Annotated in this window: 15 protein-coding genes; 10 read left to right on the plus strand and 5 right to left on the minus strand. The window is 70.2% G+C overall.

All coding sequences use genetic code 11. The annotated features are described in order from the left end of the window. Nucleotides 1-125: 125 nt before the first annotated feature. Nucleotides 126-1,097, plus strand: a complete 972-nt coding sequence (locus AV521_RS32760; protein WP_079249515.1) for a helix-turn-helix transcriptional regulator — start codon at nt 126-128, stop codon at nt 1,095-1,097. Between the two features lie 66 nt (nt 1,098-1,163). Here the strand turns inward: AV521_RS32760 and AV521_RS32765 are convergent, their stop codons facing one another. Further along, nucleotides 1,164-2,063: a LysR family transcriptional regulator gene (locus tag AV521_RS32765; protein ID WP_076093598.1), complete on the minus strand. Its 900-nt coding sequence runs from the start codon at nt 2,061-2,063 to the stop codon at nt 1,164-1,166. Nucleotides 2,064-2,141: 78 nt separating this feature from the next. On the opposite strand from AV521_RS32765, the gene AV521_RS32770 reads away from it, so the two are divergent. Beyond that, a complete protein-coding gene (locus AV521_RS32770) occupies nt 2,142-3,077 on the plus strand; it encodes an EamA family transporter (protein WP_076093600.1) in 936 nt (311 codons plus the stop codon). Nucleotides 3,078-3,121: 44 nt separating this feature from the next. Here AV521_RS32770 and AV521_RS32775 read toward each other — a convergent pair whose 3' ends face one another. The 4 genes from AV521_RS32775 to AV521_RS32790 form a co-directional block, all read right to left on the minus strand. After that, nucleotides 3,122-4,306: a flotillin family protein gene (locus AV521_RS32775; protein ID WP_076093602.1), complete on the minus strand. Its 1,185-nt coding sequence runs from the start codon at nt 4,304-4,306 to the stop codon at nt 3,122-3,124. A gap of 10 nt (nt 4,307-4,316) precedes the next feature. Beyond that, nucleotides 4,317-4,568 carry a hypothetical protein gene (locus tag AV521_RS32780; RefSeq protein WP_076093604.1) on the minus strand — a complete coding sequence of 84 codons (252 nt, stop codon included), beginning with the start codon at nt 4,566-4,568 and terminating at the stop codon, nt 4,317-4,319. 222 nt (nt 4,569-4,790) lie between these two features. After that, nucleotides 4,791-5,069, minus strand: coding sequence for an SHOCT domain-containing protein (locus AV521_RS32785; RefSeq protein ID WP_076093787.1), 279 nt, complete (start codon nt 5,067-5,069; stop codon nt 4,791-4,793). Nucleotides 5,070-5,322: 253 nt separating this feature from the next. Then, nucleotides 5,323-5,958, minus strand: coding sequence for a hypothetical protein (locus AV521_RS32790; protein ID WP_179023557.1), 636 nt, complete (start codon nt 5,956-5,958; stop codon nt 5,323-5,325). 392 nt (nt 5,959-6,350) lie between these two features. Here AV521_RS32790 and hemL point away from each other — a divergent pair, with 392 nt between their 5' ends. The 8 genes from hemL (at nt 6,351) to AV521_RS32835 (ending at nt 14,745) form a co-directional block, all read left to right on the plus strand. Next, a complete protein-coding gene (gene hemL / locus AV521_RS32800; protein WP_076093790.1) occupies nt 6,351-7,667 on the plus strand; it encodes a glutamate-1-semialdehyde 2,1-aminomutase in 1,317 nt (438 codons plus the stop codon). Between the two features lie 59 nt (nt 7,668-7,726). Then, on the plus strand, nt 7,727-8,374 hold the full coding sequence (locus AV521_RS32805; RefSeq protein WP_076093792.1) for a histidine phosphatase family protein: 648 nt from the start codon (nt 7,727-7,729) through the stop codon (nt 8,372-8,374). Between the two features lie 159 nt (nt 8,375-8,533). After that, nucleotides 8,534-9,799, plus strand: coding sequence for a hypothetical protein (locus tag AV521_RS32810; RefSeq protein WP_076093606.1), 1,266 nt, complete (start codon nt 8,534-8,536; stop codon nt 9,797-9,799). A 156-nt stretch (nt 9,800-9,955) separates the two neighbouring features. Then, entirely contained in the window at nt 9,956-10,546 is a 591-nt protein-coding gene (locus AV521_RS32815) for a TlpA disulfide reductase family protein (RefSeq protein ID WP_076093608.1), read from the plus strand. A 1-nt stretch (nt 10,547) separates the two neighbouring features. Next, nucleotides 10,548-11,318: a cytochrome c biogenesis CcdA family protein gene (locus AV521_RS32820; protein WP_076093609.1), complete on the plus strand. Its 771-nt coding sequence runs from the start codon at nt 10,548-10,550 to the stop codon at nt 11,316-11,318. Between the two features lie 3 nt (nt 11,319-11,321). Then, a complete protein-coding gene (locus tag AV521_RS32825) occupies nt 11,322-13,049 on the plus strand; it encodes a cytochrome c biogenesis protein ResB (protein WP_076093611.1) in 1,728 nt (575 codons plus the stop codon). A gap of 186 nt (nt 13,050-13,235) precedes the next feature. After that, nucleotides 13,236-14,318, plus strand: coding sequence for a c-type cytochrome biogenesis protein CcsB (ccsB, locus tag AV521_RS32830; RefSeq protein WP_076093613.1), 1,083 nt, complete (start codon nt 13,236-13,238; stop codon nt 14,316-14,318). A 25-nt stretch (nt 14,319-14,343) separates the two neighbouring features. Beyond that, nucleotides 14,344-14,745 carry a hypothetical protein gene (locus AV521_RS32835; RefSeq protein ID WP_076093615.1) on the plus strand — a complete coding sequence of 134 codons (402 nt, stop codon included), beginning with the start codon at nt 14,344-14,346 and terminating at the stop codon, nt 14,743-14,745.

Consider the following 14,745-nt stretch of genomic DNA (forward strand, 5'->3'; position numbering starts at 1 on the left):
GACCGGCCCACGCGAGGGTGGTCATCGCATGACCACCCTCACGGCTCCCGTTCACGCGGCCACGCGGGCAAGATGGGCGGCGGCCGACCTCGCGACCGCGATCCGAGCCCATCCAGGAGGCATCGATGGACGCCCCGTCCGAGCTGGGCGACTTCCTCAAGTCCCGCCGTGCCGCGCTGCGGCCCGAGGACGCCGGGCTCGCGGCCTCGCCGACCCGACGCCGGGTCGCCGGGCTGCGCCGCGAGGAGCTGGCCCTGCTCGCCGGCGTCAGCATCACCCACTACACCCGCCTCGAACAGGGCCGCGCGGGCGGTGTCTCGGACTCCGTGCTGGAGGCGATCGCCCGCACCCTGCGGCTCACCGACGACGAGAGCGCCCACCTCAAGGACCTGGCCCGCCCCGCCGGCGCCCGCCGCCCCGCCGCGCCCCGCGCCCAGCGGGCGACCGCGTCCGCCCGCCAGCTGCTCGCGGCCATGACCGACGTACCCGCGCTCCTCCTGGACCGGCGCGGCGACGTCGTCGCCTGGAACCGGCTCGGCCACGCGCTGCTCGCCGCCCATCTGCCCTGGGAGGCCCCGGACATGCCCGCAGAGCGCCCGAACCTGATCCGGATGCTGTTCCTGGACGAGCGGTACCGGGACCTGTACGCCGACCGGCAGGAGGAGGCCCTGCTCGCGGTCGCCTCCCTGCGCCTGGTCGCCGGCCGGCACTCCGACGACCGTGCCCTGGCCGAACTGATCGGCCAACTGTCCATCCAGAGCGGTGAGTTCAGCTCGCTCTGGGCCCGTCACCCGGTCCGCACCTGCACCTCGGGGGCCAAGTCCCTGCGCCATCCGGCCGTCGGCGCACTGGAGTTGAGCTTCGAGAACCTCGACCTTCCCGGATCCTCCGGCCGGCGTCTCATCGCCTATACGGCCGAGCCCGGCTCCCCGTCCGACGCGGCCCTGCGCCTGCTCGCCAGTACGGCCGCCCCGCGCCCCTCAGCCGCGGCCGCCGTGCGCGGTGCGGTACGAGGCCGGGTGCGGGGTGCGGAAGCCGGGGATCCGCCGGTGCGGGCCGACCAGGACCCGCAGCAGGGGCCGGGCGGGCTGTCGTAGCAGCGGGGCGGAGCGGCGCAGCAGGGGCTGGTGCTCGGCGTGCCGCAGCGGGTTCTGCGGGTTCTGTCAGGACCGCGCCGGCCGTGCCCGGACCCCGAGGACGTCGAGCATCGCCCGGGTGGCCGGGCTGGGGTTGAAGCGGCTCCACGCCAGGTACTCCAGGCGGCGCGGCCCGTCGGTCACCGGGACCAGGGCCAGGTCGGGGTCGTCGGCGGCGAGCGGCCGGATGAACGCCGACGGCAGCAGCGCGATGCCGAGCCCGCGCGCGACCAGCCGGGTGATCAGCTCCACGACACCCGCCTCGTACGCGACGTCACGGGCCAGACCCGCCGCGGCGAACGCCCGGTCGGACTGGGCGCGGGCGGGCGTCCCCGCCACGAAGTCCACGAACGTCTCCCCGGCGATCTCCGTCAGCGTGACCCGGGCGGCGCCCGCCAGCCGGTGCCCGGTCGGCACCACCAGGACATGCCGGTCGTGGTCGAGGACGACCGTCTCCAGGCCGGCCGGCCGCTCGCCCTCCGGCAGACCGAGGAAGGCGATGTCCAGCTCCCCGGCGCGGATCGCCGCCGCCAGCTCGTCGCTGCGCCCGGACCGCAGGACGACCTGGACGTCGGGGTGCCGGGCGCGGTACCGCTGCAGCAGCTCGGGTACGTCGACGGCGGCCGTGGTCACGATCACGCCCACCGCGAGCCGCCCGCGCACCACACCGGTCGCGGCGGCGGCGTCGGCCACCGCACGCTCGGCGGCGGCCAGGCACTCGCGCGCACCGACGAGGAACGCCGCGCCGGCATCGGTCAGTTCGACCCGCCGGCTGGAGCGGGCGAACAGCCGCACCCCCACCTCCCGCTCCAGCGCGGCGATCCGGTGGCTCAGCGCGGACTGCACCACCTGACAGCGTTCCGCGGCACGGGTGAAGTTGAGGGTGTCGGCGACGGCGACGACGTAACGCAGCTGCTGCAGATCCACGGATCAATCGTTCTCCTTCATGGCTGCGATGGCAACCATGCGTTGGAATCATGACCGTGTCCCGCCGAGACTTCCCCCATGCATCGCTACAAGGCGCACGCGGCGACCGTCCTGCTGACCGCGCTCGCTCCCGCGTCCTGGGGCACCACCTACGTGGTCACCACCCGGCTGCTCCCGCCCGGGCATCCGCTGTTCGCGGGCCTGATGCGGTCCCTGCCCGCCGGGCTGCTCGCGCTGGCGCTCACCCGGGTGCTGCCGCGCGGGGAGTGGTGGTGGAAGACCGTGGTCCTCGGCGTCCTCAACATCGGCGCCATGCCCCTGCTGTTCGTGGCCGCCGAACGCCTGCCCGGCGGTGTCGCCGCCACCCTCGGCGCCGCCCAGCCGCTGCTGGTCGCCGGACTGGGTCTCGCGGCGCTCCACGACCGCCCGACGGCCTGGCGGCTGACCTGGGGCGTGCTCGGTGTGCTCGGAGTGGGTCTGGTGGTACTGGGACCGGGGGCCCGGCTGGACGCCGTGGGCGTGCTCGCCGGCCTCGGCCATACGACCACCATGGCCGGCGGCGTCGTCCTCACCAAGCGCTGGGGCCGCCCGGCGGGCGTGGGCCCGCTGACCCTGGCCGGCTGGCAACTCACCGCCGGCGGACTGCTGTTGCTTCCGCTCACCCTGGCGGTCGAGGGGGTGCCGCAGCGGATCGACGCGGGCGCCGCCGGCGGCTATCTGTGGCTCGGCAGCATGGGCGGGCTGATCGCCTACACGCTGTGGTTCCGTGGGATCGGCAGACTGCCGGTCGCCGCGTCCGCACCGCTGGTGCTGCTGTCCCCGCTGGTCGCGACCGTCATCGGGCTCACCCGGGGCGAGTCACTGAGCTTCCCCCAGACCCTGGGCTTCGCCCTCGCACTGACGGCACTGGTGGCCGCACAACTCAGCCCGCGACCCGGTCCTACGGGAGCCCTGTCCGCGGCAGCCGACGCGATCGGGGAGCGACCGGTCACGACGGTGCCGCAGACGAAATAGAACCCCTCGCGAGACAGCCCCTCGCGGCGCGACCCGCGGAGCGACTAGTCGACGTCGACCGGACCGTCGTCCGACCGCTGGTCCTTGCCCGAGCGCAGCTGGAGCAGGCTGTTGGACTTGGTCTCCTCGGTACGGCGTTCGGCCGGTTCCTGGCCGTTCAGGTTCTGCCGGACCGAGTCGAGGATCGTCAGGCCCTGGGACACCAGGCCCGCGGCGATCTCGCCGAGGCCGTCCGCGCCGTTCAGGACGTTGACATTGGCGCCGGCGAGGCCGCCCGCCGCCTCCTTCACGATCTGCGGGAGCTGGTCGATGAGCATCCGGTCCAGCGCGACCCGGTCGTACGAGGCCGCGGCCTCGGCCTGGATCTTCATGCGCTGGGCCTCGGCGGCCGCGAGGATCCGGACCCGCTCGGCCTCCGCCTCGGCGGGCTTCACGACCTCGGCCACCAGCTGCTGCTGGCGCAACTGGGCCTGACGCTGGGCCAGTTCGGTCTGGGCGTCCAGCACCTCCTGCTGGGCGTGCGCCTGCGCCAGCGGTCCGGCCTGCGAGGCCTGGGCCTGGGCGCGGTCCACCTCGGCCGAGTACTCGGCCTTGACCACGGCGGTCTGCCGGGCGTACTCGGCCTGCTTGCGGGCCGCCTCCTGCTCCGCCTCGACCGCGGCCTGGGTGGCCTGCGCCTGGGCGATCTGGGCCTGCCGCTGGATGGCCGCCTTGTGCGGGGCGGACATCGCGGCGATGTAGCCGGTGTCGCCGTCGTCGATCGACTGGATCTGCAGCGAGTCGACGATCAGGCCGATCTTCGCCATCTCCACCTTCGACGTGTCGAGGACCTCGGCGGCGAGTTTCTGCCGCTCGGTGACGATCTCCTCGACGGTCATCGAGCCGATGATGGCCCGCAGGTGGCCGGCGAAGATCCGGCCGGTCAGCACCGACATCTGCTCCTGGTCGGAGAGGAACCGCTGGCCTGCGTTGATGATGCTCTCGTGGTCGTTGCCGACCTTGAAGGCGATGACGGCGCGGACGTGCAGGGAGATGCCCTGCTTGGTCACACAGGTCTCGGTGACCTCGGACTCGCACATCGCCAGGGAGAGGAAGCGGGTCTTGCGGAAGAACGGGACCACGAACTTGCCGTGCCCCGTCACGACTCGGAACGGCGCGCCCCCCAGTCCCCGCCGGCCCCCCGAGATCAACATCGCCTCGTCGGGAGCGGGAACGCGGTATCCGAACATGCTCTACTCCTCAGCTTGCGCCGGCGGTGTCGCCGCCGAGCGCGTCCAATGGATCCACCCACTCGATGACGCCGACCTCGCGGCATCCCCGTGATTCGATCACGAGGACCGTAGCGCCCGCGGGCAGGGGATCCTCGGACCACGCCAGAAACGTTTCGGAGCCTCCCCGGACCCGGACCAGGACCTCGCCGGGGCCCGCGGAACCACGCGTCCCGATGACCACCTTGCCCACACGGCCGACCACGGCCTCGTCCTGCGGCATCACCGGCCGTCCTCCTCGTCCTGGCCCCGGAACTCAGACGATAGACCCAGCCGGGCCGGGACCCAACGGGGTGGTGGGCAAGCGGAACCGGGGTACGCCAGGGCGAGCTGTTCACACGTCGTTCCCACCTCCTCGGTCACTCCGGTGACCGCGCCGGCCGACCGTTCCGCCGAGTGCCTGCCGACCGGTCCGCAGGCCGGCCTCGAACCCGGCCGCCGGGGCTCACTTCGGTCGTGGCCGGTAGGTGGCCAGATGTTTGCGCGCCTCGTGATAGGCGTCCGCGTCGATCTCGCCCGAGGCGAAGCGGCGGTCGAGGATCTCCTCGGGTGTCTCCCTCGGGGTCTCTCCGGGCGGCCATCCGCGTTCCGTGCCGTCGCCCCGGCCGGCCGGGCGCCGCGTCAGACGGACCACGGCCCAGACCACCAGTCCGATGACCGCGATCCACAGCAGCGGCAGGAAGGCCATCCAGACCCAGCCGCCGTGCCCGTAGGGTCCGTACATCACCACAGCTCACCTCCCGGGAGGCATCCCACACCTCATCTTCCGCCCGGCCCGACCCCCGTGCCACGCCGGTCAGGGTGAGGAGCGGTGCGTCGCACGCCGAGCGAGAGGGAGCGGACGGGTCCCGGGCCGGCTGCCGAAAGCGGCTCCCACGCTTCGGCCGCCTCGATCAGCGGCAGCGCATGCTCTCCTTGAGCGGCTGCTGCGACACCTTCACGCCGCCGGGCGCGAGTTCCCGTGCGGAGTCCCCGACTCAGGGCCACACAAGGCAGTACGGCTGATGCCCCGCCTCATGCAGCCGATGCGAGAAGTCCTGCCACTCGTGCAGCAACTGGTACACGTTGAACGCGTCCCGCGGGCCCCCGCGGTCCGGGACCGTCGACCAGATGAAGGCCGCCGCGCCGACCGCTTCCTCGCCGATGCCGCGCAGGGGGTTGACGACGGTCATGGGGAGTTTGACGACTGCGTAGTCCGGGTGCAGGACGACCAGTTCCAGGGGCGGGACCTTGTGCAGGGGGACGCCCTCGATGCCGGTCAGGACCATCGCCGCCATCGTCTCCGGCTTGATCTTGGTGAACATGCCGTTCATGCCCAGCTCGTCGCCGCCGAGTTCCTCGGGGCGCATCGAAATGGGGACGCGGGCCGCGGTCGCGCCGTCCGGCGCACCGAAGTACTTGTACGTCACCCCCACCCGACCACCATTCCTGCTCCCCGCCCGGAGGCGGTCAGCCCGGCTCCGCTCGGGCTCACCCGGTACACCCTGTGTATGACGTGCGTCAGCCTGACGTGCTTCGGCCGCTTCCTCCGCGTCGCGCCGGTGCCTTCCCCGCCGGGCACGTCGAGGACCCAGGTCATCAGTCCCCTCGCCCAGTCCGCCACCGCGATGCATATCTCCACCCGACTGCTTTTCTAGGACGCGTGGCCCCCGCCGCGCAACCCGATCATCGTGTCAGTGACCTCCCCCACGGCCGCCCGCCGAAACGTGCGGTGGAACAACAGGCCACGGGATCTTTTCCGGTCCCTGATCACTACGTGCGTATGAGCTGTGTGTATCAGGTCTCAGTCTCGCAGATGGCGGATGGCGGCGGTGGATGGCAAAACTTCGGCCGTCACGTCCGTCGGCACCTGCGTCGACACCTCCGTCGCCACGTCCCTCGGCCGTCCGTGGGCCGCCTCGATCCCGAGGCGGCCCACGCACCCCCCGTACCGCGGCCTACCCTGAGAAGGTCACCCAAGTCACCGGAGTCCGAGAAGCCGGAGAAGTCGCACGTCATGAGTGCCCTGAGCGAAACGCCCTATCCCTACGACGCGCCCGTCTCCCAGGCGCTCTTCGACCGCGCCTCCGCCGTCACGCCGGGCGGCGTGAACTCCCCGGTGCGCGCCTTCCGCGCCGTCGGCGGCACGCCTCGCTTCATGGTGTCCGGGAGGGGGGCCTACCTCACCGACGCCGACGGCCGCGAGTACGTCGACCTCGTCTGCTCCTGGGGGCCGATGATCCTCGGGCACGCGCACCCCGAGGTCATCGCCGCCGTCCAGGAGGCCGTCGCGCGCGGTACGTCCTTCGGCACGCCCGGTGAGGGCGAGGTCGCGCTCGCCGAGGAGATCGTCGCCCGGGTGGAGCCCGTGGAGCAGGTACGGCTCGTCAGCAGCGGGACCGAGGCGACCATGAGCGCCATCCGGCTCGCCCGTGGGTTCACCCAGCGGGCCAAGGTCATCAAGTTCGCCGGCTGCTATCACGGGCATGTCGACAGCCTCCTGGCTGCCGCCGGGTCCGGTGTGGCCACGTTCGCCCTCCCCGACACCCCCGGCGTCACCGGCGCCCAGGCCGGCGACACGATCGTGCTGCCGTACAACGACCTGGAGGCCGTGCAGGAGGCCTTCCACCGGTACCCGGGCGAGATCGCGTGCGTGATCACCGAGGCCTCGCCGGGGAACATGGGCGTCGTCCCGCCGGACCCCGGCTTCAACCAGGGGCTGAAGGACGCCTGCCGCAAGAACGGCGCCCTCTACATCTCCGACGAGGTCATGACCGGCTTCCGTACCAGCAGGAGCGGCTGGTACGGGATCGACGGGGTCAAGCCCGACCTGATGACCTTCGGGAAGGTGATGGGCGGTGGGTTCCCCGCCGCCGCGTTCGGCGGGCGGGCCGATGTCATGGCCCATCTCGCTCCCGCCGGGCCGGTGTACCAGGCCGGCACGCTGTCCGGGAACCCCGTCGCCACCGCCGCCGGGCTCGCCCAGCTGCGGCTGCTCGGCGACGCGGAGTACGACACCGTCAACGCCGTGTCCGCGCAGATCCAGGCCCTTGTCACCGAGGCGCTGAGCAAGGAGGGCGTCGCGCACCGGGTGCAGACGGCCTCCAACATGTTCTCCGTCTTCTTCACCGACCGGCAGGTGCGGACCTACGAGGACGCCAAGCGGCAGGAGTCGCACCGCTTCACCGCGTTCTTCCACTCCCTCCTCGCGAACGGCGTCTATCTGCCGCCGTCGTCCTTCGAGTCCTGGTTCGTGTCCACGGCCCACGACGAGCGGGCCATCCAGAAGATCGCCGACGCCCTTCCGGCGGCGGCCCGGGCGGCTGCGGAGGCCACCGCGTGAGCAACAGCATCAGCAGCGGCGTCGGCGACCGGGACAAGGACGTCACCGTCGTCCATCTCATGCGGCACGGCGAGGTCGCCAACCCGGACGGGATTCTGTACGGGCGGCTGCCCGGGTACCACCTCTCCGAGCTGGGCCGGCAGATGGCCGACCGGGTCGCCGAGCACCTTGCCGCGCGGGACGTGACGTACGTCTGCGCCTCGCCGCTGGAGCGGGCGCAGGAGACGGCCACCCCGATCGCCAAGGCACACGGTCTCGACCTGGACACCGACGAACGGCTCATCGAGGCCGACAACGTCTTCCAGGGCAAGACCTTCGGGGTGGGGGACGGCGCACTGCGCAAGCCCGACAACTGGAAGCATCTCGTCAACCCGTTCAAGCCGTCCTGGGGCGAGCCGTACGTCGACCAGGTGGTGCGGATGATGGGCGCGCTGAACGCGGCCAAGGACCAGGCCCGCGGGCACGAGGCGGTGCTGGTCAGTCATCAGCTGCCGATCTGGATCGTGCGGTCCTATGCGGAGCGGCGGCGGTTGTGGCACGATCCGCGCAAGAGGCAGTGCACCCTCGCCTCGCTGACGACTTTCACCTATCTCGGCGACAAGATCGTGTCCGTGGGCTACAGCGAGCCCGCCATCGATCTCGTCCCGGCCCATCTGCGGGCCGGCGCCAAGCCGGCGCCGGGGAAGAGCAAGGCCTTCGGTGCGTGATGCCCAAGGCGCTCAACTGCTGTTTCTGGCAGTGCTTTTGACATCCCTTAGGATGCTTTTGCCGTAGATATTGCGAAAAACATACGAATTAAAGTGAACCTCCCCGACCGTCGCGCCCTCTCAGTGAGTGACAGCAGGCGCGACGAATCGGGGATTTTCATGCGCACCGTCTCCCGGACCTTCTCCCGCCGGGGAATACTCGGCCTCGGCGCGGGTGCCGCGGCCGCCGCCACTCTCGCCGGCTGCGGTAGCTCCACGTCATCGGACGGCAACGGGCACGCGGCCGGTTCCGGCGGCGGCAACAGCGGGCAGGGGGGCGACCCGAGTGCGCCCCAGGGCAAGCTCATCGGTGACGGCTCCACCTCCTTCACCGGCAAGCAGCCGCACCAGCCCGACAAGCCCGAGCCGCTGGAGCCCGGCCAGACCCCGCCGCAGTTCGTGGTCTTCTCCTGGGACGGCGCCGGCGAGGTCGGCAACGGCCTCTTCCCGCGCTTCCTGGACCTGGCCAAGGAGCACGGCGCATCCATGACCTTCTTCCTCTCGGGTCTCTATCTGCTGCCCGAGGACAAGAAGCGGATGTACCAGCCGCCGAACAACAAGATCGGCGCCTCCGACATCGGCTACCTGAACAACGATCACGTCAAGGCGACGCTGACCAACGTCCGTCGGGCCTGGCTTGAGGGCCACGAGATAGGCACCCACTTCAACGGGCACTTCTGCGGCGACGCCCACACCTCGGTGAAGTGGTGGACGCCCCAGCAGTGGCACAGCGAGATCAAGCAGGCCAAGTCCTTCGTGCAGAACTGGAAGACCAACACCGGCTTCACGGACATGCCGGCCCTGCCGTTCGACTACGAGAAGGAACTCGTCGGCGGCCGTACGCCCTGTCTGCTCAACCAGCAGAACCTGCTGCCGACCGCCCGTGAGCTGGGCTGGCGCTACGACGCCTCCTCGCCCGGCGGCCTGCAGATGTGGCCCTCGAAGAAGCACGGGCTGTGGGACTTCCCGCTGCAGGCGATCCCCTTCCCCGGCAAGAAGTTCCAGGTCCTGTCCATGGACTACAACATGATGTTCAACCAGTCGCAGAACTCGACCAAGGCGCCGGCCTACAACTACCCGGCGTGGCGTGAGCAGGCGGCCGGGGCGTACATCGCCGGCTTCAAGCGGGCATACTTCTCAAACCGGGCGCCGTTCTTCATCGGCAACCACTTCGAGCACTGGAACGGCGGCATCTACATGGATGCCGTCGAGCAGGCCTTCAAGCACATCGCGCAGGCGAAGGAGAAGGGCGCCGACGTCCGGCTGGTCTCCTTCCGGCAGTTCTGCGACTGGATCGACGTGCAGAAGCCCGAGGTGCTCGCCAAGCTGCGCACCCTGGCCCCCGGGCAGGCGCCTGCCGGTGGCTGGAAGACCTTCATCGCCTGAGCCGGTCTGTGAGTTCGCACAGGTCCGCATAGGTCCGCGTGGGTTCACCCTCGCCCCCTGCCGGAAATGTCCCGTGTAAATACGCCCTGAAATGCGGTTTTCCGCCCGGCAGGGGGGCGCGCGAGATCCCCGGAACTGACATGCGAAACTTTTCACATGAGTACCCGTAGCCGCGCCGTCCTGCTCAGTGCCGTGGCCGCCGTGGCGGCTCTGACCCTGTCCGCGTGCGGCAAGGGCGGCACCTCCGGCGGCGGTGGCAACACCAACTTCGTCACCGGCAACAGCGGCATCGACACCGTGCCCCAGGGCAAGCGCGACGCGGCCCCGGACCTGTCCGGCCAGACCATCGACGGCAAGACCCTGGACGTCGCCGCCTACAAGGGCCAGGTCGTCGTCGTCAACGTCTGGGGCTCGTGGTGCAGCCCGTGCCGGGAAGAGGCGCAGTACTTCGCCAAGGTCTCGAAGACTTACGAGGGCAAGGGCGTGGAGTTCGTCGGGATCAACACCCGCGACACCAGCACCACCCCCGCGGTGAACTTCGAGAAGGAGCACGGGATCACCTACCCGAGCCTGTACGACCCCACGGGCAAGCTGATGCTCCGCTTCAAGAAGGGCACGCTCAACCCGCAGTTGATCCCCTCCACGCTCGTCATCGACAAGCACGGGAAGGTCGCCGCGCGCGCCCTGGAAGCGCTCGACGACACCGCCCTGCTGAAGATGCTCAAGCCCGTCCTGGCGGAGAAGTGACGTGAGCGCGCTCGTGACGCTCGCGGCGACGGGCCAGAACGCGACCGTGCTCAACGGCGCCCTGCTGATCGCCCTGCCGGTCGCCCTGCTCGGCGGGCTCGTCTCCTTCTTCTCGCCCTGTGTCCTGCCGCTGGTCCCCGGCTATCTCTCCTACGTCACCGGAGTCGCCGGCACCGACCTGGCCGACGCCCGGCGCGGGCGGATGGCCACCGGCGCGGCGCTGTTCGTCGTCGGCTTCACCGCCGTGTTCGTCTCCGGCGGGGCGCTCTTCGGCTTCTTCGGCTCCACCTTGCAGGAGTACAAGGACACGCTGTCCAAGGTGCTCGGCGTGCTCATGATCCTGCTGGGCGTGTTCTTCATGGGCCTGATGCCCTGGCTGACCCAGCGTGAGTTCCGCTTTCACCGGCGGCCGACCGCCGGGCTGATCGGCGCGCCCGTCCTCGGTGCCCTGTTCGGCATCGGCTGGACACCCTGCATCGGTCCCACCCTCGCCTCCGTGATCGCCCTGTCCTCCCAGCAGGCCAGCGCTGGCCGGGGCGCGATACTGACCGTCGCCTACTGCCTCGGCCTCGGTGTCCCCTTCGTCCTCACCGCCATCGCCTTCCGCAAGGCGCTCGGCGCGTTCGGCTGGGTCAAGCGCCACTATGTCTGGGTGATGCGCATCGGCGGCACGATGATGATCGTGACCGGTGTGCTGCTGCTGACCGGCGCCTGGGACAGTCTGGTGCAGCAGATGCAGACCTGGTCCAACGGCTTCACTGTGGGGATCTGATCGATGAGCACAACCGAAACCGACAACAGCCGGGACCACGGCAGCCAGGACCAGGAGGACCTCGGCGCGGCCGGCTCCCAGCTGTCCACCGCGCCGGCGGAGGAGCTCTCCGCCGCGCCCGGCCTCGGTGTCATCGGCTGGGCCCGCTGGTTCTGGCGGCAGCTGACCTCCATGCGGGTCGCGCTGCTGCTGCTCCTGCTGCTCTCGCTCGGCGCGATCCCCGGCTCGCTCATCCCGCAGTCCGGCGCCGACCTGAACAAGGTCGACGACTTCCGCAAGGCCCACAAGACGCTCGCGCCGGTCTACGACAAGCTCGGACTGTTCCACGTCTACAGCTCGGTGTGGTTCTCCGCGATCTACATCCTGCTGTTCGTCTCCCTCATCGGCTGTATCGTCCCGCGCACCTGGCAGTTCGTCGGCCAGCTGCGCGGCCGGCCGCCGGGCGCGCCCAAGCGGCTGAACCGGCTGCCCGCCTACACCACCTGGCGCACCACGGCCGAGCCCGAGCAGGTCCGCGAGGCCGCGCTCGCCCTGCTGAAGAAGCGCCGCTTCCGCGCCCATGTCGCCGGTGACGCCGTCGCCGCCGAGAAGGGCTATCTGCGCGAGCTGGGCAACCTGGCCTTCCACATCGCCCTGATCGTGCTGCTGGTCGCCTTCGCTTCCGGCCAGCTGTACAAGTCGGACGGCACCAAGCTGGTCGTCGAGGGCGACGGCTTCTCCAACTCGCTCCCGCAGTACGACGACTTCAAGTCCGGCAGCCTGTTCCAGAACGACGACCTCGTGCCGTTCAGCTTCAACCTCAAGAAGTTCAAGGGCACCTACGAGGTCACCGGTCCGAACAAGGGCACACCGCGCACCTACGAAGCGAACATCGGCTACAGCGAAGGTGCGTACGGCAAGGAGAAGCCGACCACCATCAAGGTCAACCAGCCGCTGCACATCGGCGACTCCAAGGTCTACCTCGTCAGCCACGGCTACGCGCCCGTCATCACGGTGCGCGACGGCAAGGGCGAGGTCGTCTACCACCAGGCCGTACCGCTGCTGCCGCTCGACGGAAACGTCACCTCCAACGGCGTGGTGAAGGTGATGGACGGCTACAAGAACGGGCAGGGCCAGTCGGAACAGCTCGGCTTCCAGGCGTTCTTCGTGCCGACCTTCAACCCGAAGGCGGGCACGATGCTCTCGCAGTTCCCGGCGCTGGTGAACCCGCTGCTCGCGGTGAACGCCTACCACGGCGACCTCGGCGTGGACTCGGGCATCCCGCAGAGCGTGTACCAGCTGGACAAGACGCACATGAAGGCGTTCAAGGACGGCAAGGGCCAGCTGCTGAAGAAGCTGCTGCAGCCGGGCGACACGCTCACGCTGCCGAACGGCGCCGGGTCCCTCACCTTCGAGAAGGACATCAAGCAGTGGGCCGGCTTCGAGATCGTCCAGGAGCCCGGCAGCGGCTGGGCACTCGGCGGTGCCATCACCGCGATCTTCGGTCTGGCCGGCTCCCTGTTCATCCAGCGGCGCCGGGTGTGGGTGCGCGCGGTGCCCGGCGCCGACGGCGTGACGGTCGTCGAGATGGCCGGGCTCGGCCGCAGCGAGTCCGCCAAGGTGCCCGAGGAACTGGGTGACCTCGCCGGAACCCTCTACGACCAGGCGCCGGGGGCACCCGATGGCCCGGAGGCGGAGCCGGACGCTGTGCCCGACTCCGACACCGCAGTTGCCGAAGGGGCTGAGAATTGAATCCGCGCCCTCGCGGTTCCAGGGAACGTCCTGGCTCACGCCGCCCGACGGACCAACGGCCCGCCAGGTCTTCCACGATCAACGCCAGCCGGGTTGAAACCAGCCCGGTAACACGACCCCAAGCTTCCAGCAGACCTCGCCGCCGGGCCGCAAGTCGCCGGGACATTCACCCGAAGGAGTGCTGAGGTGACACTAGCCGCTGCCACCAACGAACATCTGGCGAGCATCAGCAACACGCTGATCTACTCGTCCATGGCCGTCTACACCCTGGCCTTCTTCGCGTACATCGCCGAATGGCTCTTCGGCAGCCGCAGCAAGGTCGCCCGTACGGCCGCCGCGCTCACCGCCGAGGGCGCGCAGAAGACGGGCGGGCCCGCCGTCACCGTCAAGCAGGCCGGCGGCACCGCAGTACTGGAGCGGCCCAAGGTCGTCGTCCGCTCGGCGTCCGGCGCCCGCGATGTGCCGGACGGACCCGGCGCGCACGGCGGGGACGTGCAGGGCGACCTGTACGGCCGGATCGCCGTGTCCCTCACGGTGCTCGCGTTCCTGGTGGAGCTGAGCGGTGTCATCGCCCGCGCGGCCTCCGTGCAGCGGGCGCCGTGGGGCAACATGTACGAGTTCAACATCACCTTCTCCACCGTCGCGGTCGCGGTGTACCTGGCGCTGCTGGCGCTGAAGAAGAACGTGCGCTGGCTCGGCCTGTTCCTGATCACCACGGTCCTGCTGGATCTGGGCCTGGCGGTCACCGTCCTGTACACGGCGAGCGACCAGCTGGTCCCCGCCCTGCACTCGTACTGGCTGTACATCCACGTCTCCACCGCGATCTTCTGCGGCGCGGTGTTCTACGTCGGCGCGGTCGCCACGATCCTTTACCTGTTCAAGGACTCGTACGAGAACAAGCTGCAGACCGGCGGCAAGCCCGGCGCCTTCGCCACCTCGGTGCTGGAGCGCCTGCCCGCCTCGGCGTCCCTGGACAAGTTCGCGTACCGGGTGAACGCGGCGGTGTTCCCGCTGTGGACGTTCACGATCATCGCGGGCGCGATCTGGGCGGGCGACGCCTGGGGCCGGTACTGGAACTGGGACCCGAAGGAGACCTGGTCCTTCATCACCTGGGTCGCCTACGCCTGCTATCTGCACGCCCGCGCGACGGCCGGCTGGAAGGGCCGCAAGGCCGCCTACCTGGCGATGATCGCCTTCGGCTGCTGGCTGTTCAACTACTACGGCGTCAACATCTTCGTCACCGGCAAGCACTCCTACGCGGGCGTGTGAGCCTGGAGGCGCCCACACTGGTGTCATGAGCGGTTCCATCGCACAGGGCACCAGCCAGACCCACGGGAACACGCACATACTCCACTTCCTGGTGCGGCTCCCGAGGCCCATGGAAGACGTCTGGCCGGCGGTGGCCACCCGTGAGGGACTCACGGGATGGTGCACCGCCGTCGACGTTCTCGAACCCCGGCTCGACGGCGCGGTCGTCCTGGGTGAGCTGGGTACCGGCCGGGTCACGGCCTGGGACGTGGACCGGGTCGCGGAGTACGGCATCGAGGGCGGCGGCCGGATCCGGTTCCATCTGGAGCGGGACGGGGACACGGCCAGCGTGCTGCGCTTCACCCGTGAGTTCCGGGGCGAGACCGACTCGGAGTCCGCCTGGCGGATCAGATTCGAACGCCTTGTCGAGCGCGTGGGGCGGCCCTAG

Source organism: Streptomyces sp. IMTB 2501 (genome assembly GCF_001953885.1).
In the GTDB taxonomy this organism is placed as follows: domain Bacteria; phylum Actinomycetota; class Actinomycetes; order Streptomycetales; family Streptomycetaceae; genus Streptomyces.

Excerpts from the sequence above, each read along its gene's own strand:
- AV521_RS32760 (WP_079249515.1), top strand. The coding sequence starts at position 126 with ATGGACGCCCCGTCCGAGCTGGGCGACTTCCTCAAGTCCCGCCGTGCC.
- AV521_RS32770 (WP_076093600.1), top strand. The coding sequence starts at position 2,142 with ATGCATCGCTACAAGGCGCACGCGGCGACCGTCCTGCTGACCGCGCTC.
- AV521_RS32775 (WP_076093602.1), bottom strand. The coding sequence starts at position 4,306 with ATGTTCGGATACCGCGTTCCCGCTCCCGACGAGGCGATGTTGATCTCG.
- AV521_RS32780 (WP_076093604.1), bottom strand. The coding sequence starts at position 4,568 with ATGCCGCAGGACGAGGCCGTGGTCGGCCGTGTGGGCAAGGTGGTCATC.
- AV521_RS32785 (WP_076093787.1), bottom strand. The coding sequence starts at position 5,069 with ATGTACGGACCCTACGGGCACGGCGGCTGGGTCTGGATGGCCTTCCTG.
- AV521_RS32790 (WP_179023557.1), bottom strand. The coding sequence starts at position 5,958 with ATGCATCGCGGTGGCGGACTGGGCGAGGGGACTGATGACCTGGGTCCT.
- AV521_RS32805 (WP_076093792.1), top strand. The coding sequence starts at position 7,727 with ATGCGGCACGGCGAGGTCGCCAACCCGGACGGGATTCTGTACGGGCGG.
- AV521_RS32810 (WP_076093606.1), top strand. The coding sequence starts at position 8,534 with ATGCGCACCGTCTCCCGGACCTTCTCCCGCCGGGGAATACTCGGCCTC.
- AV521_RS32815 (WP_076093608.1), top strand. The coding sequence starts at position 9,956 with ATGAGTACCCGTAGCCGCGCCGTCCTGCTCAGTGCCGTGGCCGCCGTG.
- AV521_RS32825 (WP_076093611.1), top strand. The coding sequence starts at position 11,322 with ATGAGCACAACCGAAACCGACAACAGCCGGGACCACGGCAGCCAGGAC.
- AV521_RS32835 (WP_076093615.1), top strand. The coding sequence starts at position 14,344 with ATGAGCGGTTCCATCGCACAGGGCACCAGCCAGACCCACGGGAACACG.